The following is a 19224-nucleotide window of genomic DNA, read 5'->3' on the forward strand; positions in this document are numbered from 1 at the left end:
TTGATAAATTATATTTCTGTCTCACTCCCTTTTTGCTTTCGGGATGTAATTTTCGCAATAAACATACTGATTTCAAATAAGATAATTAACGGCAATGTTAATACCAAATTTAAAATTAAATCTGGTGGTGCGATAATACTTGCTGCAACAAAGCATGCGAAGTAAACATATTTTCTATAACGTCCTAACTGAGTCACATCAATTAATCCGAAATGTGCTAATCCCATAAATAATATAGGTAATTGGAATATAAATCCAAAGACGAGTAACCATCTTATTAGTTCTCCTAAATAAGCTTTGAATCCGATAACTTGATCAATACTTAGTAGGTGAGATAGATTTTCCGAAAAGTTAATAATCATAGGGAAGCCAATGAAAAAGGCAAAGGCAACCCCTGAAATAAATAAAATTGCACAGAAAAAACTGTATTTATATATAAACTGTCGTTCATATGCATGTAAACCTGGTGCAACAAATGACCAGAGTTGATAAAAAATGATTGGTATAATAATACATATCGCAACTGTGAATATAATCATGACATAGATTTGAATTGTTTCTGTAAACGAAAAAGTATGCAACGTAACATGTGCACGTTTAATATATCTAATCAATGATTGAATCCACCAATGAGATGAAATGTAAACGATGATGACTGAAATAATAAATGCAATGAAGACAACGACTAGTCTATGACGCAATTCACCAAAATGTTCTATTAATGAAGAATTACTTAGATTGTTCTCGTTGTGATTTGGATGCTTTACTGGGAGTTTCGTGTGAATCTTCGTCTATATGTTCAGCTGCTGATTTAAATTCTTTCAAAGTTGAACCGATTGCTCTACCAAATTGTGGTAATTTCGTTGGTCCGAATATAATTAATGCAATAATTGCAATAACGACTAAACTCGTTGGGCCAGTGATACCTACGACAAACATACTTCCTAACATAATATAACCTCACTCTATTTTTTACGATTTTCATCTATAACTTTATACTCATTGATAAATATTATCAATACCCAAATGATAGTATTGTAAAATAATTAGGTTTGATGCTACGAATAAAAAACAGTGCCATTTTTATTAAAATACGTTAAAGTGGTTTAAACGATAAAAAGGGGATGTTGATGATGAATGAACGTATTCGTGAAGTGAAAATTGATGAAGTAACCATTTTACAAGATATAGCTAAAAGAACGTTTTATAATACATTTAAATCATCCTATAGTGACGAAGACTTTAATAAATTTTTTGATGACGCGTATCATCTAGATAAATTAGAAAATGAACTCCAAAATAAAGCATCGTTTCATTATTTTTACGAGGTTGGCGAACAGGTAGTGGGTTATTTAAAATTAAATATTAATGACGCTCAAACTGAAAAAATGGGTGATGCGTATTTAGAAGTGCAGCGCATTTATTTTGATGAGAACTATCAAGGTGGAGGTAGAGGCCACCGTTTGATTGATTTAGCTATTAAAAAAGCACATGAACATAACAAAACTAAAATTTGGCTAGGTGTGTGGGAACATAATCCTAAAGCGATTCGCTTTTACGAAAAAAGAGGTTTTGAAATCACGGGGTCTCATGAATTTTATACAGGAGATGTGATTGATAGAGATTTAATCATGGAGAAGACATTGATATAAATGTTGGAATAGAATTTACTGTGTTTATATTAAAGGCATTAAAATATATAAAAGGGTGTACCTATTATTATTAGCGTTTGTGGCAAATTTTAGATATAATTGTAACATTAAATTTCCATTAATTATAAGTTAATTTATAGTAAACCATTAAGTAGTAGTCCTACATAATTTATCAAAAACTTACATGTTGGATCATTTTTATATAGTAGAAAGAAAGGACGTATAGTATGAATACACTGACAATTATTGTCACATATTATAATTCAGAGGAATATATTCAAAGTTGCTTGGAAAGTATTAAACAACAAAGAACTCAAGATTTCGATATCATTATCGTTAATGATGGTTCTACGGACCAAAGCGAACAATTAATGAAAGAAGCTTTAAAGGACTATAACAAAGAGGTCAATTATATTAAATTAGACCATAATCAAGGACATGCACACGCGCGCAACGTTGCATTAGATGAAGTAGATACACCATATTTTATGTTTTTAGACGCTGATGATGATTTAGCTTCTTATGCGGTAACATTTTATTTGGAAAAGTTAAATTCAACCGATGGATTAGTCGCTCCAATACATTCATTTTCAATTAAACGTCCGCAATATGTCGATTTAGATAGAGTAAAAGTTGAATATTACCATGCCGCTCAAAATTTAAATTCATTTTTAAGAAAGCAAACAGCTTGTAATATTATTTTCAGAACAGCGATTGTTAAAGCACATCATATTAGATTTAATGAAGATTTGAATATTTATATTGATTGGTCATTCCTTCTTGAATACATGAAATATGTCAATAAATTCATTCGTATCCTGAATTTCCCATTCTACTTCCGTGGCGAAGTGTATGATCCATTTGAGACATTGACGTTAAGTGAACAGAACTTTGATGTATTATTTGAAGATTACGTCAGAAGTTTCTACGATGCGTTAGAACGTACTTCAAACAAAATGACACGTGAATTTATTATTTATAAAATGCAAAATAGAATTGCGAGAGATTTCGATCCTACACACTATGATATTAAGCAAAGATATGAGGCACATAAAAATACACTTGTAGAACTATCACGCTTTCTCAATGTACATCTTGTTAAACAACAAAAACTTATCAATATGATAGAAACAATACTATTAATGAATGATGATACGGATAAAGCCTTTAAAGTAAATCAATTCAGAAAGACATTGCGCCATGTGAAGAACGTTGTGTTGAGAAGAAAAAATAAAGAACGTTCAATGTATGAATTAACAGATAAGGAAGAGAATGTTAAGCCTCAAACAATTGTATTCGAAGCCTTTGGCGGTAAAAACTATAGTGATAGTCCTAAATATATTTATGAATATATGCAAAAATACTATCCAAATTATCGCTATGTTTGGTCACTTAAAAACCCTGACAAGAGCGTAATTCCAGGTAATGCAATTAAAGTGAAACGTGGTTCAACTGAGTTTTATCAAGCTTATTCTGAAGCAAGTCATTGGGTTTCTAATGCGCGTACGCCTTTATATTTAAATAAAAAAGAGAATCAAACATATATTCAAACTTGGCATGGTACACCATTGAAACGTCTTGCTAACGACATGAAAGTGGTTCGTATGCCTGGAACAACAACTTCTAAATATAAACGCAATTTCAATCGTGAAACTTCACGTTGGGATTACCTTATTTCTCCTAATAGATATTCATCTGAAATTTTCAGAAGTGCATTCTGGATGGATGAACCTAGAATCTTAGAAATTGGATATCCGCGAAATGATGTATTAGTAAATCGAGCAAATGATAAAAAGTTTATTGAGGAAATTAAAACGAATCTCAATTTACCACGTGATAAAAAAGTCATCATGTATGCACCAACTTGGAGAGACGATGAATTTGTGAGTAAAGGTAAGTATCTATTTGAATTGAAAATTGATTTAGAAAATTTATATAAAGAACTAGGTGATGATTACGTTATCCTATTACGTATGCATTATCTCATTTCAAATGCTTTAGACTTATCTGGATATGAAAACTTTGCCATCGACGTTTCTAACTATAACGACGTTTCAGAATTATTCTTAATTAGTGATTGTTTAATCACAGATTACTCATCTGTGATGTTTGATTACGGTATTTTAAAACGTCCACAGTTCTTCTTTGCATATGATATCGACAAGTATGATAAAGGATTACGTGGCTTCTATATGGATTATATGAAGGATTTACCTGGTCCAATCTATACAGAACCATATGGTCTAGCAAAAGAGTTAAAAGATTTAGAGAAGGTACAAAATGAGTATCAAGATAAAATTGATGCTTTCTACGATCGATTCTGTTCAGTGGATGATGGTAAAGCGTCTCAATATATCGGAGAATTAATTAATAAAGATATTGAAAAGAAACGTTAAATTTAATACTTAGTTAATAAAAGTGGGGTATAATATTAATAAGGAATTAATATTATACTCTTTTTTTATGCTTTTTTGAAAGTGAGTAGCTATAAAATCAGAGTAACTAGCGTTTGATTTTTATATAAAGCAGGAGGAGATTCACATGAAAAGATTATTAGCAAGCATCACTGTACTGTCCTTATTACTCGCAGCATGTTCTCATAATGAAAATAATGAGAATGATAAAAAGGACAACAACTCAAAAACAGAACATAAAGATAAAAAATCTGACAGTAACTCAAAAGATAAGTCTAAAAATCATCAAAAATCTCAAGAGCAAAATGATAAAAATTCAAAATCTAACGATAATGGAGACAATAATCAAGCATCATCCAGTGAGCAAGCGAACAATGGTGACCATTCACAAACAGGAAATGATAATAGTAATCACAAAGATTATGTAGCGCCATATCAAAGTAAAGATGCGACACAGGTAGCAAGAGGTCTCTCACCATTCAAGGGTAATGAAGGGCAAGCATTACAGCAGTTACCAAATTTCAAAACTGCCCTTGATATCGCGCGTAAAGAAGCGAATATGTTTGGTAACTCAACTAAGAAGTATAATGATTATTCAATAGAAGCAACTGAAGATGGCTTTAGATATGTATTTAGCTTTAAAGATTCATCTAAAAAGGATAGTTATTCTATTGTAACTGTTAACCGTCAAGGCGAGCCAACACTTATTGATCCAAATTATCAACCATAATATAAATTGAAGTAACATACCAATTGCAGGTTAAAATCAAATCTATATTGATAAAAATAATCCCTCAGAAAGATTGAAGTACAATCTTTTTTGAGGGATTCGTTCGTCTTTAGCATACATATCATCTATAGCTGTTAAATTAAGATTAATATGTTTAATTTAATTGTTGTGTAATTAAATGGCTCAGTTCTTCTAATGATTGATTATGTCTGTTTACCAATTTACTGTCGATATGAGGCACTTCATCAGAAATTAAATTATTTGTGAGTAATGTTGCATCTGTGTACCATACTTGTTTAAGGCTCTCAAGTACATCTTCATACACGCCACGTTCTTCAACATATTCAGCATGCTGAGGTGTATAAAGACATACCTTTTTATTAATCGTGAGTGCATCGAAAATAATAGAAGAATAATCCGTCAATACGATATCAGATACAATAATTAAGTCTTGAGTTTCCACACTTTCAGGAGGAACAATGACTTGTTCGGGTATGTGTATATCCTCACTTTCAACATGTCCTTTAAATATGACATTATATTTAGCAAGTAACTGCTCTGAAATAGGTAAAATATCCTCTTCGGATGGATTTGTTTTCCAGGTAGGTGCATAGAGTAGTACAGGTTTAGATGGATCTAAATTCAGTCCTTTGATGATTCGTTTTCGTAATGAAAGATCCTGTGCTCTATTCAATAAATAGTTGACTCTTGGATAACCTACAGGCAAGATGTCTAATTTCTGACTTGGAAAAGCTGATTCAAAATACGTAACAACAGGTTTTGAATCAACGACAAGATAATCTTGATGAACCCATTTATTATATTTACGTGCACGATAGTTATAAATATTTAAGTTTTGATGTGGCTCTTTACTATCTAAGAAGAGACGCTTAATCGGTGTGCCATGCCATAATTGAATGACTTTACCGTTAGGACGTATGTCATCAGGTAAGTAGCTCTCGATAATAACCACTTTAGCAGTTTCAATTAATTCTTTAGCCTTTTCATCCTTAGGAGAGTAAAAATGAGGCCCCGTTCTATCCTCTGTTATAAAATAAGATTCAACAGTAGGGTTATGTTTAACAAAGTAATTAAACAAATACTTCGAGTTTCCTCTGTAATTATAATCAAAACCTAAGAATATGACATGGTCTTTCGTTTTAGATTCATCTTTGTCATAAAGATAACTAATTTCTCTATGCTTTCTTAGAGAGTAATTTTTAATTGGATTGACTAGCCATCTAGGTGCTTTAAATTTAGTGCTTAGCAATACTGAATCAGAATAACGAATGCTGTCATGATCATTAAAAGGTACACGTGTAAACGGAATTCTGCGTTGATGTTCATAGGCAATTTTATTTAAGAAAAATTTGTCCCTATAACTCAAGTGATTACGATCAAAACTTCTCCAAAATACTTTACTTGTTCGAAGCGAATCTTTGAAATCTAATGCCACATGTCCATCGACAGCGACATGGCCTTTAAGAATGGTGAATAGTGCTAAGTCGAAGATAGTCTCAACTTCAAATTTATGTAATAAAGCAATAGTTGATTTCATTTCATAAATGACGTTTGGATATAAATTAATATTTTGTACCCAATCTTCAAATTCAATATACGATTTACCAAAGTATCTACAATCATTAAGATACTGATTATGTATTGTATAGTCGACAACAAATGATGTTGATGGTAACTCAATCGATTTCAACATTGATTGATGAATTTGAATTTCGTTTGAATAGGGTACAAAATGTGTGTAACCTTCATGTATTGCTCTTTCTAATTGTCCTTCTAACTTTTCCATATGGGAAATATTAATTTGTTTTATCATTCAAATTCCTTCTATCTCATAACTTTTTAATGTATTTATTTTAACATGAGGGACGTAATGATTCATCATTTCACAATTTAAAATTGATTAAATATGAAATTCCCAAATCTTGAGTGAAGATAAGTTGAAACGTTTTCCAACGCAACTGAATAAAGAGTGAAAAGTCTGTTGAATTTTTAAAAGGAAGATGATATATTTTAATTGTGAAAAACTTCACAAAATTGTGAAAGCATACAGATGATTTTTAGTTATCGATAACACATTTTTAATTTTTTCAGTATGTGACTAGCTAGTAATTTTATAGAAAATTTTAGGAAAGAAGAGTCAAAATATGTTAGTACAAACATTTAATCCATTTGATAATTTAATATTATCAAGTTTAATCGCAGCGATACCTATTGTTCTATTCTTACTATGTCTTACTGTTTTTAAAATGAAAGGAATTTATGCCGCGATAACGACACTTGTCGTGACGTTAATGATAGCTGTTCCATTTTTCAAATTGCCAGTTGGTATTGCATCTGGGGCAGTTGTAGAAGGTTTCTTCCAAGGTATTATACCGATTGGTTATATCGTTATGATGGCCGTTCTACTTTATAAAATCACATTAGAATCAGGACAGTTTTCTACGATTCAAGATAGTATTACAAGTATTTCTCAAGACCAACGTATTCAATTATTGCTGATTGGTTTCTCATTTAATGCATTTTTAGAAGGAGCAGCAGGATTTGGGGTACCTATTGCCATTTGTGCATTATTATTATCTCAACTTGGATTTAGACCATTACAAGCAGCAATGTTATGTTTAGTTGCGAACGCTGCTTCAGGTGCGTTTGGTGCCATTGGTATTCCAGTTGGTGTTGTAGACACATTACATTTACCTGGAAATGTTTCAGCGATGGGTGTATCTCAGACATCTACGTTAACTTTAGCCTTTATTAACTTCTTTATTCCATTCTTACTAATATTTATTATTGATGGTTTTAAAGGTATTAAAGAAACATTACCTTCTATCTTAGTGGTTTCAATTACGTATACAGCATTGCAAGCACTCTTAACTGTATTCAATGGTCCTGAGTTAGCTGATATTATACCGCCACTTGCATCTATGTTAGCTTTAGCATTATTTTCTAAGAAATTCCAACCGAAAAATATCTTCAGAATTCAAAAAGATGTCGAACCAGAACCCGTTCAACATCATAAAGGTAAAGATATATTATACGCATGGAGTCCATTCATCATATTAACAGTCATTGTAATGATTTGGAGTTCTCCATCATTTAAAGGCTTATTCTTACCAAAAGGGAAGTTATCAAGTTTAGTATTTAACTTTAACTTGCCAGGTACCTTTAGTGAAATTGCACATAAACCTATCGTGTTATCACTTAATATTATTGGACAGACAGGTACAGCCATCTTACTTACAATTATCATTACGATATTAATGTCTAAGAAAGTAAACTTTGGAGATGCTGGACGTTTATTTGGCGTAACATTTAAAGAATTATGGTTACCAGTCTTAACGATCTGTTTCATTCTAGCTATTTCTAAGATTACGACATACGGTGGCTTAAGTAGTGCAATGGGACAAGGTATTGCTAAAGCGGGTAGTGTCTTCCCAATCTTATCTCCAATACTTGGATGGATAGGGGTATTTATGACAGGATCTGTAGTAAATAACAACTCTCTATTTGCGCCTATCCAAGCGTCGGTTGCACAACAAATTGGAACGAGTGGTTCTTTACTTGTTGCTTCTAATACAGTAGGTGGGGTAGCAGCTAAACTGATTTCACCTCAATCTATTGCGATTGCCACAGCTGCCGTTAAAGAAGTTGGTAAGGAATCCGAATTATTAAAAATGACTTTACGTTATAGCATTGGATTATTAATTTTCGTCTGTCTCTGGACATTTGTATTATCACTTTATTATAAAAAATGAAATACACTTATCAATGAGGTTGCACCAAGAAAATTAATTTTACTAGAACGATATTGCTATCTCACTTTCGAAATATCAATTCTAAAATAAGAGCTCTAAGAGGATTTCTAATCAAAGAACTCCTCTTAGAGCTTATTTAATGTCAAGATATCGTTTGCCAATTATGAAGTAGGCGAATTGCCCGAAGCGGTTTACTTTATTATTTAAACATCGCCATAAAGTCTTCATATACTTTAGCAGGTTGATATAATTCTAAAGTTTCTCTGCCACCTTGAATGATGTGTTCAAGCTCATGGTAGTTATGCGTGGTTAAATCGATTTGTTTCGCAAGTTGTGAGACGTTTTCATACTCAACAAGGTAACCATTCTTTCCATTTTTAATAATAGCATCTGGTCCCACATTCCCTTTAAAGCTGATAACGATATTATCTTGAGCCATAGCTTCTAATATGACCATTCCAAAACCTTCATTGCGAGAAGGAACAACGACAATTTTACTTTGAGCTAATTTACTATTTAAATCTTGTGTAGATTCATTGAGTTGTATAATATCCCCCAAATCATACTGATTGATAAATTCTTGAAGTTGTAATTTTTCTTTACCGTCTCCATAAATATGAACCTCGTAATTTAAACTTCTCAAATAATCTTGAATGAGTCTGACGCTTTCTAGAAGTAAGTCAAATCCCTTTTCATATTCAAGACGTCCAGCAGCTACAATGATATTTTTCTTTGGCGCTGCAATCTTTTTCTCAGTAATCATATTTGGAACGACGTAGACAGGCGTCTTGATTTGAGATTGATATCTTTTCCGATCTACTTCTGTTAACGTTGTAACCTTATTTAGGTTACGATACGCTGCTATGATTTCTCTTTGATATTGTTCAGGGTGGGCTTCGAAATTCATATGTTCCATACCAATGGTTGAGACTTCAGTTTTAGCATATTTAGAAATAAGTATGTTGAAGCTTGCGCGTGTTCCTACTAACACATCGGTAGAAACGTTTTTGATAGCTTTAATTATTTTCTTTTCTACATAACTTGAAAATTGATTGAGTCCCGGTTCGTGTTGAGAAATATGTTTCGTCTTTAAGAATGGCGTGTATGCTTTAACGCGGTTCGCAACAATTGCCTTTAAATTTTTAGGTTTGAAACGATAGTCAACAAGTACTTTAATCTTAATATCTTTATGCAATTGGAAATAGGGCGTTTCTGCACCTCTAAATACTGAAATGATAGTAACAGGATGTCCTTTTTGTGCCAATGTATTCGCAAGTTGTGTTACAGACTTTACCGTTCCACCCATTGCATAAATGTTATGCATGAACAATGTGAACGACTTCATGAATTTAAACACCTCATTGTTTCTTTGTTATTATAAATAATTATAACATTAGACTTGCTTTTTAAGGTAATATGTTAAAATGGTCAAGTGGTTAAAATTTAAGACTACAAGTTTAATTATTTATGTATATCTGACTTTTTATCCTTTTGCGAAATACAATTTATGTATATAATTAAAGTAGTCTAATCAATGGTTATGATGAGAAGGTATATAGACTTCTTAAATAACTCTTGGGATATATTTTTTTATAGATTTAGAAAGCGCTTTAATTTTAATAAGAAAATCTATGTTAAAACAAATCCATTAGAGTCAATCGTTCCATTTATTCATTGAAAAGGGGGACTGTATTTGTTATGAGTACACAACATAGCAAAACAGATGTCATCTTAATTGGTGGCGGCATTATGAGTGCAACATTAGGAACATTACTTAAAGAATTATCACCTGAGAGAGAAATTAAATTATTTGAGAGATTAGAACAACCAGGAGAGGAAAGTTCAAATGTTTGGAATAATGCAGGAACAGGGCATTCAGCATTATGTGAATTGAACTATACTAAAGAAGGTAAAGATGGCTCAGTTGATATTACAAAAGCGATTCAAATAAATGAACAATTCCAAGTGTCTAAACAGTTTTGGGCGCATTTAGTACGTACTGGCCAATTAGAAAGTCCAGGAAACTTCATACAATCTGTGCCTCATATGAGTTTTGTCAAAGGTGAAAATAATGTACGTTTCTTAAGAAGCCGTGTAGATAGTCTACAAAAGAACGTTCTTTTTGAAAAAATGGAAATCTCTGAAGATCCTGAAAAGATTAAAGAATGGGTACCGCTTATGATGGAAGGACGTCAATCTGAGGAACCTATCGCTATTACTTACGATGAAACAGGAACGGATGTGAACTTCGGCGCATTAACGAAGAAATTAATCAGTAATTTACAAGATAAAAACGTTGAAGTTAATTATAAACATGAAGTTCAAGATATTAAGAAACAAGACAATGGCAATTGGCATGTTGTCGTAAAAGATTTAAAATCTGGCCAAGTCACACAATATGAGACTGAATTTGTATTTATTGGTGCAGGTGGCGCAAGTTTACCATTATTACAAAAAACAGGTATTAAAGAATCTAAACACATTGGTGGTTTCCCTGTAAGTGGTTTATTCTTAAGATGTAAGAACCCTGATGTGATTCAACGACATTATGCGAAAGTATATGGTAAAGCTGAAGTAGGTGCACCGCCTATGTCAGTACCTCACTTAGATACACGCTTTGTGAATGGTGAACGTTCATTATTATTTGGACCATTCGCAGGCTTTTCACCTAAATTCTTAAAAACAGGTTCATACCTAGATTTAATTAAATCTGTAAAACCGAATAACATTGTAACGATGTTAAGTGCAGGTGTGAAAGAATTTAACCTAACTAAATATCTTGTATCACAATTGATGTTATCTAACGAAGAGCGTGTCGATGATTTACGAGTATTCCTTCCAGAAGCGAAAGATGAAGATTGGGAAGTTATCACGGCCGGTCAACGTGTTCAAGTTATTAAAGACACTGATAAATCGAAAGGTAATTTACAATTTGGTACAGAAGTGATTACTTCTGAAGACGGCACGCTAGCAGCATTATTAGGTGCTTCTCCAGGCGCTTCGACTTCAGTAGATATCATGTTTGATGTATTACAACGTTGTTATAAATCTGAATTTAGTGGTTGGGAATCTAAAATTAAAGAAATGGTACCATCATTTGGTTTGAAACTTTCTGAACATGAAGATGTGTACCGTGCAGTTAATAAAGAAATTAAAAAATATTTAAATGTGAAATAAAATTCTAAACTAAGAGGGATTGAGAGAAGCTCGGTATCAGTGTACTTTCAATTCAAACACCCTCCGCCAATAGGTTAATAGAGTGTAGGTATATAAACTTAAATGTTAATACGTAGTATTTGATATAAAAGTAGCAGTAAGAAGATTCCAATTGAAATCCTCTTACTGCTATTATTTTTGGGAATTATGTCTCAGCTTCCTTTTATTTACATATTCAATTGAATGGAGAATATTGTAGAATCGTTTGAATGTAAGAAGATATGTCCTCCATGTAATTCAATAATTGATTGAGTGATAGCTAAACCTAAACCGTTACTCGTGTTATCAGTACTTGTTTTATAAAATCTCTCGAAAATGTGAGCCTTATCTTGATTTGAAATGGTACCTTCATTTTCAATTGTAAAAATGATATTGGATGCTTCTTTAAATAAACGCATTTGAATCATACCTTGTTGTGGTGAATATTTAATCGCATTAATAATTAAATTGCTGAACGCTTGATGTATCAAACGATCATTTCCTAGGAAATACACATCTTCCAACTCAGTCATGATAACTAAATCTTTATTTTCTGAACGATAGTGTTCATGTCTTACGATATCTTTAATTAATGCATTTAAGTGTATATGATCGTTAAATGTTAAATGAGCAGCATTGTCTAATTCTGATAGTAACAGTAATTCTTTTGTTAACTCGCTCACTTGTGATGTGATACTAAATAATTCATTAATATAAGATGTGCGTTCCTCTTTATTTTTGGAAAACTGTAACTGAGTAAGTAATCTTTGCATATGTGTTAATGGTGTTTTGATTTCATGAGAGACATTTTGTACAAAGTGCTGTCGCATTTGGTCAACTTGTCCTAGACTTTGTCTCATATGATCAAATCTCAATTGTAAAGTTCCAATTTCATCTTGTCTCGTTTGTTTGATTGGCGTTTGGAAATCACCATGCATGAGTCTGTTGGTCGCATTTTTCAAAGCAGAAACAGGCTTAATAATAGAATACGTAGACGCAATAACTAATGAAATTGAAATGACCAGTAATAATGAAAGTAAAACTGCTAAAAATATTCTAAATTCGCTAAATGTTTCTCCGATATCAGGGCGCATAAATACGGCTAATGGTCCGTGCTGAGTATGAAAACGCACGCCCACTGTATTGTCTGTTTCGTTGTCGAAGAATCCAGTTACGAATAGTTCGAAAGGTTTATTCTTAATACCATGATAATCTTTGCCGTTCAAGACGGATTGTATAGCGTGATTTGATAATGAATCCTTTCGAAAAGCTTCCCCGTAAAAGTGCTTCGATTGATGGGCGTCCACGGTAAGAATTTGGTAATTCATGTCACCTAAATGTTTAAAATAGGACGTCAATTGCTTACTATTTTGTGTTGTTTCATACTCTCGCGCTTGCTTTAAGGTGTGCATAATTTTAGCATCGTTAGAGGACTTCAAATTAAAGTGATAATAAACATTCGTGAGTAAAAAGCTGACTAAAGCGCTAAAAAGTATAACAGTAATCGTATAAATAGCTATTCTGGAATAGAGTGTTTTAAACATTTTGACTCACCATATATCCTTGTCCGCGTACAGTATGGATGGATACTGAAGCCTCTAATTGCATTAATCTTTTGCGCAGCCTTTTAATATGTACATCGACAGTTCGATCATCACCTTCATAATCAAAGCCCCAAATTTTCTCAATAATGTCATCTCGAGTAAATATATGTTTAGGATTTGATACTAATAAGAATATCAATTGAAATTCCTTATTAGGCAGATTCACTGTTTTTGAATCAACGCTAAGTTCCATGTAAGACTGGTTGAGTGTCAAATTGCCAAGTTTCAGTTCGCTTTCAGCATTGATTTGGTATCTTCGTAATACTGCTTTGATTCTGAATAACAATTCTTTAACTTCAAACGGTTTAGTCACATAATCGTCAGTACCACTTAAGAAAGCACGTTCTTTATCACTTAGCGCATCCCTTGCTGTTAACATGATAACAGGTAATTCATAATCTTCTTTCAGTTTTTGACATAATTCGAAACCATCCATGCCCTTCATCATAATATCGACAATCGCGATATCTACATTCTCTTTTTCTAGAAAATGAAGTGCCGTCTCACCACTCAAAAAAGTATGAGTGCGAATATGCTCATTGATGAGGTGGGTTGCTACATAATCCAAGATTTTACGATCGTCATCAACGATTAAACAATTAACCATAGTATGTCCGCTCCTAAGTTTTTCTATCATTATACTATTTCAAATTTAACTTTAACACATTGACCTTAGTTCATATTGAGTTCACATTCACTGCTTAGAATCTTTAACTATAAAGATAAAGGAGTGACGATACATGAATTTGGCATGGAAGGAAATAAAATTTTATAAATTCAGATTTATACTAATCATGCTGATTGTGTTTTTAATGGCAATCATGGTTCTATTCATTAGTGGTTTAGCTCAAGGATTAGCTAGAGAAAATATTTCTATATTTGAACAGTTTAAAGGGAATCAATTTATCATTCAGAAAATGAAAGAACCACAAATTGAAAAGTCTGCATTGTCAGAAGACCAACAACGACAAATCGATAAGGTAGTTCAATCAAAACCAGTCAATATGATACAGAAGACATTAAATATTAATGGAAATGAAGAAAATGTGGTCGTATTAAATCGTACTAAAAACAGTGACTGGAAATTAACTTCAGGTAGATATCCGCAACATAAAAATGAAATTGTAGTCAATAAGAAGCTGCTCGCAGAAGGTCTTAAAGAAGGAAGTACAGTTAAATTTAAAAATAGTGATCAGAGTTACAAAATCGTAGGCATTTTAAATGATGCAATGTATGCACATAGTAATGTTGTAATATTGAACCAATCTGTTTTTCAAAATGAAAGTAAAGCCGTAGCATCATTTTATTCAACAAATCAACTCAGCAAAGTACAGAAAAAACAAATTCAATCCATTCAAGGCACTCAAATCGTCAACACCCAAGATTTAACAGACCATATTGCGAGTTATAAGGCTGAGCAAAGTCCATTAAAAATGATGATTTATAGTTTATATGTGATTACTGCAATTGTTTTAAGTGCATTCTTTTATGTCATGACCATTCAAAAAACATCTGAAATTGGAGTGCTCAAAGCTATAGGTATCTCAACACCACATTTGTTAATCTCACTGATTTTACAAATTTCTTTAATTACGTTTATTGGCGTAGCCTTATCAGAGATTTTAATCATGATGATAAATCAAATTATGCCGGTGACTATGCCATTTCATCTAAGTATAGGTAACCTGCTTTCAGTGGTAGTGATATTTCTAATCGTAGGTTTAATCGGTGCATCACTGTCATTTATTAAATTATTAAAGATTGATCCAATTGAAGCTATTGGGGGTAATGAATAATGACTTTAATCGTAGACAATATCGTTAAAACTTTTGGGGAAAATGATTCAGCAACTCAAGTACTTAAAGGCATTAACTTTGAAATTAAAAAAGGGGAGTTTGTCATCCTTAATGGCGCTTCTGGCTCAGGTAAAACGACATTATTAACAATATTAGGTGGTTTACTGTCTCAAACCTCTGGAGATGTATTATATGATGAGAAACAGTTATTCATTAACGGTAAGGACAATTCGCAATTTAGACTGAATGATATAGGGTTTATATTTCAATCCTCACACTTGATTCCTTATCTGACAGTAGAAGAACAGTTACTTATTGTAGGTAAAGAAGCGGGAATGCCTAAGAAAAGTGCTAATTCTAGAGCAACACAATTACTTAATAATATAGGATTGGCGCATCGACTTCACAGTTATCCGCATATGTTATCTGGTGGGGAAAAGCAGCGTGTGGCAATTACTCGCGCATTTATGAATCAGCCTAAAATCATTCTAGCAGATGAACCTACAGCAAGCTTAGATGCCAAACGAGCTAAAGAAGTAGTATCAATGATAAGTCAACAAATTAAAGCACACAATAAGATTGGAATTATGATTACTCATGATACAAGTTTATTTGAATACGCAGATCGCGTCATAGAATTATATGATGGACAAATTATAAATCAATAAAAATGAAGCAAGGGAACAGTTGATGTCGCAATTCATACATCATTAGGTTCTCTTGCTTTTTAATTTAGAATTAAACTGATAATACTAATCCAAAAAGTGATTGCAAAATAAATGGTTAGTAATAAGCGATATTGATACATAACACCTAAGAAATCTTTGATTAATGCTCTACTGAAAAAGTGGTACGGTGTATGACTGCCAATACCATCAAATTTTAAACCTAACTTTTCAGCGAGTCGTAACGATCTTAAAATGTGAAATTGACTTGTTACACAAAGAAGTTGCGACTGACGTTTGAAATGCGTTTCAATAATTGGTTTAGAATATAAAAAGTTTGTATACGTATTGGTGGATTGATTCTCTATTAAGATTATATCTTCAGGTATACCTTTGGCTATTAAATAACGTTTCATTGCTAAAGCTTCAGTTATCGGTTCATCAAGACCTTGCCCGCCACTTACTAAGAAATAAACAGGCTTTGCTTGTGAATGATAAACATTTATTGCGCGGTTTAACCGTTCAGCTAACATAGGTGTAACTTGCTCTGTGAAGATACCAGCGCCAAGCACCATAATCAAATCTACATTTTTATGAAATGAATGACTCCCAAAGGCAGAGGACCAAGATACATAACATATAAATGCAAAAAACGTGCTAAAAGCAATTGCACTCAGCCATAACGCCAGTCCATTGATAACTGGGATTGAAACTGTACTGATATAGAAACAAGCTATTAAAAATAAAGCAAGTTGATAGGCGTTAATACACATATTTTTTAGAAAATGACGACCACGACTAAAGTTAAATAAATGACGATGTTTCATTATAATGAGTATAGAAGCAATAATCATTATAATGGATAAATCATAGGGCAGTGTTAAAGTGATTAAATGATACGTCACGATGATGAAACCTAAAATAACTGTTGAAATAAAGCTCAATAAATTAAGTGTTAAAGGTTGGTCAAAGTACAAAGATACAATGAGAATAAATGCGATGATGGTTAAAATGATTGAAATCATGATTGATGTTCCTCTTTTTATATTGTACTTATAAATGTAGACTAACCAATCATAATTAGCAATCTTAAAGATAAAGTATTGCTCAGAGAATTTGAGGTTTCAATTATCCAGTATTCTTGCTATTATTTAAAAGTATGAAAAATAATTTTTTTATAGAAATAGATAAAATAATATAGGAGATTCTACATGGTTAGAAGAATAGAAGATCATATTGTATTTTTAGAGAAATTTATTAATGATGTAAATACATTGACGGCTAAGTTACTTAAAGATTTACAAAATGAGTATGGCATATCATTAGAACAATCGAATGTGCTTAGTATGTTGAAAAATGAGTCTTTAACAGTGAGTCAAATTACTGAAAAACAAGGTGTAAATAAAGCGGCAGTAAGTAGAAGAGTTAAAAAATTATTAGATGCTGACTTAGTTAAATTAGAAAAATCTGATGCTAATATCGACCAACGTTTAAAAATTGTTAATCTTTCTGAAAAAGGTAAAGAATATATCGCTAAAAGAAAAGCAATCACGAGCAGTATTGCTAACGATATGACGAGCGACTTTTCAACTGAAGAAATTGAAAAGGTACGACAAGTACTTGAGATTATTGATCATCGAATCAAATCTTTCAACTCTAAATTTTAATTTATTCGAAGATTTAGACTATACATAGAATCACTCGTAGGAATATAATGATGTATGTGTAGATAATCGTTAAGAGATAAGACTAAATAAGTATTTATTTGATGATGAACTGTTTATATAATTTAAATAAGTATGTAACTTTCTTTTAATTAAAATACAATGAAAACTACATATAATGAGAATTGTATTTTTAATCTAACCTCTGTAAAATAAAACGGGTAGATAAAATAATTATATAATATGAATGTGAATTGAATGTAGTGTTAGAAATAGAGGTGATAGAATGAAACAATGCCCAAACTGTGGTCAGACAATCAGTGATGATAATAATCAGTGTCCTAAATGTGGGCAATCGCTACCAAAAAATAATAAAGCTAAACAAACATCATCTCATTCAGTCAATGATAACGCTACGAACCTTAAATTACGTAGAATTGTTCCACTAGGAATTATCTTTTTTATTTTGATACTTATTGTCATTTTATTCTTCCTTTTAAAGAATTTTAATTCTCCAGAAGCGCAAACTAAGATTCTAGTTAATGCGGTTGATAATAATGATACGCAAAAGGTTGCAACAGTGTTGAGTACAAAAGATAATAAAGTGGATCCGGATGAAGCGAAAGAATATATTAAATATATTAAAAGTGAAGTCGGCATGAAAAGCTTTAAGAGTGATATCAAAGAGACCGTCAGTAAATTAAATAAAAATAATTCTAGTGTCGCTTCTTATATTCAAACAAGAAGCGGACAAGATGTTCTAAGAATAAGTAAAAATGGAACGAGATATTTATTCTTCGATAATATGAGTTTTACGGCTCCAACAAAACAACCGATAATTAAACCAAAAGAAAAAACTAAGTATGAATTTAAAGCTGGCGGTAAAAGTAAAACAGTCATCGCAGACGCGCACAAAAACACCCCACTTGGTAATTTCATTCCAGGTAATTATGAATTGCCAGCTAAGAAAACCACACAGAATGGAACTTTTAACGGTAATTTGAACTTCGATTTTAGAGATAGTAGTTCTGAGACAGTTGAAGCATCCGAAGACTTTGATCAAGCGTATTTAAATATTAAATTAAAAGGCGCGAGCAAATTAAGTGATAGCTCTGAAAAAGTTAAAATTAATGATCGAGAAATGTCATATTCAAACTCAAAAGAATATGGACCATATCCTAAAACGAAAGATATTACGATTTCAGCGACTGGTAAAGCTAAAGGACGTACATTTAAGTCTGAAACTAAAACAATCAGTGCTGATGATTTAAAAGATAATACCAAAGTGACATTAGAATTTGAAAGTGATAAAATTAGCAGCTATGTTGAGAAGAAAGAAAAAGAGGAAAATAGTCTTAAAAACAAATTAACTCAGTTCTTTACCGGCTATTCAACAGCAATTAATACAGCTTTCGACATCAATGATTTTGATTTTATTTCAAGTTATTACAAGAAAAACTCTTCTATTTATAAACAAATGAAAAATAATTTTCTGACACAAACAAAAGTATCAATGATTTCTCCTCAAGTGCTGAGTGCAAGTAGAAGTGGAGATAAGATTAAAACCACAATCCAACAAATTGATTTAACAGGAAATTACGTTAATAAAGATTATGAATTAGAAATAGATTCTGATAACAGTAACATGCAACTTACAAAAGCAGACGACGATGAGTGAGCGCGTTCGTTTGCAGTCTAAATAAAGGCTGGGACATAATTAATTGTCTCAGC

General features: G+C 32.1%; 16 protein-coding genes. 9 read left to right on the top strand and 7 right to left on the bottom strand.

Annotated elements, in window-relative coordinates; all coding sequences use genetic code 11:
- Nucleotides 1-8: 8 nt before the first annotated feature.
- Together tatC and tatA are read right to left on the bottom strand one after the other, a co-directional pair.
- The gene (tatC, locus tag HMPREF3264_RS02505; RefSeq protein WP_070871823.1) at nt 9-719 is read right to left on the bottom strand and encodes a twin-arginine translocase subunit TatC; all 711 of its coding nucleotides are present in this window, start codon (nt 717-719) and stop codon (nt 9-11) included.
- Between the two features lie 10 nt (nt 720-729).
- The gene (gene tatA, locus HMPREF3264_RS02510) at nt 730-951 is read right to left on the bottom strand and encodes a twin-arginine translocase TatA/TatE family subunit (protein WP_002443985.1); all 222 of its coding nucleotides are present in this window, start codon (nt 949-951) and stop codon (nt 730-732) included.
- Nucleotides 952-1133: 182 nt separating this feature from the next.
- Between tatA and HMPREF3264_RS02515 the strand changes: the two genes are divergently transcribed.
- The 3 genes from HMPREF3264_RS02515 (at nt 1134) to HMPREF3264_RS02525 (ending at nt 4796) form a co-directional block, all read left to right on the top strand.
- Nucleotides 1134-1652 (top strand): GNAT family N-acetyltransferase, encoded by a 519-nt coding sequence (locus HMPREF3264_RS02515; protein ID WP_070871824.1) that lies wholly within the window; start codon nt 1134-1136, stop codon nt 1650-1652.
- Between the two features lie 227 nt (nt 1653-1879).
- Nucleotides 1880-4048 (top strand): bifunctional glycosyltransferase/CDP-glycerol:glycerophosphate glycerophosphotransferase, encoded by a 2169-nt coding sequence (locus tag HMPREF3264_RS12365; protein WP_083327772.1) that lies wholly within the window; start codon nt 1880-1882, stop codon nt 4046-4048.
- Nucleotides 4049-4193: 145 nt separating this feature from the next.
- The gene (locus HMPREF3264_RS02525; RefSeq protein ID WP_070871825.1) at nt 4194-4796 is read left to right on the top strand and encodes a hypothetical protein; all 603 of its coding nucleotides are present in this window, start codon (nt 4194-4196) and stop codon (nt 4794-4796) included.
- A gap of 154 nt (nt 4797-4950) precedes the next feature.
- Here HMPREF3264_RS02525 and HMPREF3264_RS02530 read toward each other — a convergent pair whose 3' ends face one another.
- Nucleotides 4951-6630 carry a CDP-glycerol glycerophosphotransferase family protein gene (locus tag HMPREF3264_RS02530; RefSeq protein WP_002443981.1) on the bottom strand — a complete coding sequence of 560 codons (1680 nt, stop codon included), beginning with the start codon at nt 6628-6630 and terminating at the stop codon, nt 4951-4953.
- 331 nt (nt 6631-6961) lie between these two features.
- Here HMPREF3264_RS02530 and HMPREF3264_RS02535 point away from each other — a divergent pair, with 331 nt between their 5' ends.
- Entirely contained in the window at nt 6962-8569 is a 1608-nt protein-coding gene (locus tag HMPREF3264_RS02535) for an L-lactate permease (RefSeq protein ID WP_070871826.1), read from the top strand.
- Between the two features lie 199 nt (nt 8570-8768).
- On the opposite strand, the gene HMPREF3264_RS02540 is transcribed toward HMPREF3264_RS02535, so the two are convergent.
- Nucleotides 8769-9914: a glycosyltransferase family 4 protein gene (locus HMPREF3264_RS02540; protein WP_070871827.1), complete on the bottom strand. Its 1146-nt coding sequence runs from the start codon at nt 9912-9914 to the stop codon at nt 8769-8771.
- A 353-nt stretch (nt 9915-10267) separates the two neighbouring features.
- On the opposite strand from HMPREF3264_RS02540, the gene HMPREF3264_RS02545 reads away from it, so the two are divergent.
- Nucleotides 10268-11746 (top strand): malate:quinone oxidoreductase, encoded by a 1479-nt coding sequence (locus HMPREF3264_RS02545; protein ID WP_070871828.1) that lies wholly within the window; start codon nt 10268-10270, stop codon nt 11744-11746.
- Nucleotides 11747-11952: 206 nt separating this feature from the next.
- On the opposite strand, the gene HMPREF3264_RS02550 is transcribed toward HMPREF3264_RS02545, so the two are convergent.
- A complete protein-coding gene (locus tag HMPREF3264_RS02550; protein ID WP_070871829.1) occupies nt 11953-13308 on the bottom strand; it encodes a HAMP domain-containing sensor histidine kinase in 1356 nt (451 codons plus the stop codon).
- Nucleotides 13301-13975, bottom strand: a complete 675-nt coding sequence (locus HMPREF3264_RS02555; protein ID WP_037541621.1) for a response regulator transcription factor — start codon at nt 13973-13975, stop codon at nt 13301-13303. The genes HMPREF3264_RS02550 and HMPREF3264_RS02555 overlap by 8 nt, the downstream gene beginning before the upstream one ends.
- Before the next feature lie 133 nt (nt 13976-14108).
- Here HMPREF3264_RS02555 and HMPREF3264_RS02560 point away from each other — a divergent pair, with 133 nt between their 5' ends.
- Both HMPREF3264_RS02560 and HMPREF3264_RS02565 read left to right on the top strand, forming a co-directional pair.
- Nucleotides 14109-15164, top strand: coding sequence for an ABC transporter permease (locus HMPREF3264_RS02560; protein WP_070871830.1), 1056 nt, complete (start codon nt 14109-14111; stop codon nt 15162-15164).
- Nucleotides 15164-15832, top strand: coding sequence for an ABC transporter ATP-binding protein (locus tag HMPREF3264_RS02565; protein WP_070871831.1), 669 nt, complete (start codon nt 15164-15166; stop codon nt 15830-15832). The genes HMPREF3264_RS02560 and HMPREF3264_RS02565 overlap by 1 nt, the downstream gene beginning before the upstream one ends.
- 59 nt (nt 15833-15891) lie before the next feature.
- On the opposite strand, the gene HMPREF3264_RS02570 is transcribed toward HMPREF3264_RS02565, so the two are convergent.
- On the bottom strand, nt 15892-16854 hold the full coding sequence (locus HMPREF3264_RS02570; RefSeq protein WP_070871832.1) for a YdcF family protein: 963 nt from the start codon (nt 16852-16854) through the stop codon (nt 15892-15894).
- Nucleotides 16855-17040: 186 nt separating this feature from the next.
- On the opposite strand from HMPREF3264_RS02570, the gene HMPREF3264_RS02575 reads away from it, so the two are divergent.
- Nucleotides 17041-17496 (top strand): MarR family transcriptional regulator TcaR, encoded by a 456-nt coding sequence (locus HMPREF3264_RS02575; RefSeq protein ID WP_044466795.1) that lies wholly within the window; start codon nt 17041-17043, stop codon nt 17494-17496.
- Nucleotides 17497-17779: 283 nt separating this feature from the next.
- Entirely contained in the window at nt 17780-19171 is a 1392-nt protein-coding gene (locus HMPREF3264_RS02580; protein WP_070871833.1) for a membrane-associated protein TcaA, read from the top strand.
- Nucleotides 19172-19224: the final 53 nt, after the last annotated feature.

Origin of the sequence: Staphylococcus sp. HMSC62A08, from assembly GCF_001839105.1 — a bacterium.
GTDB lineage: Bacteria > Bacillota > Bacilli > Staphylococcales > Staphylococcaceae > Staphylococcus > Staphylococcus caprae.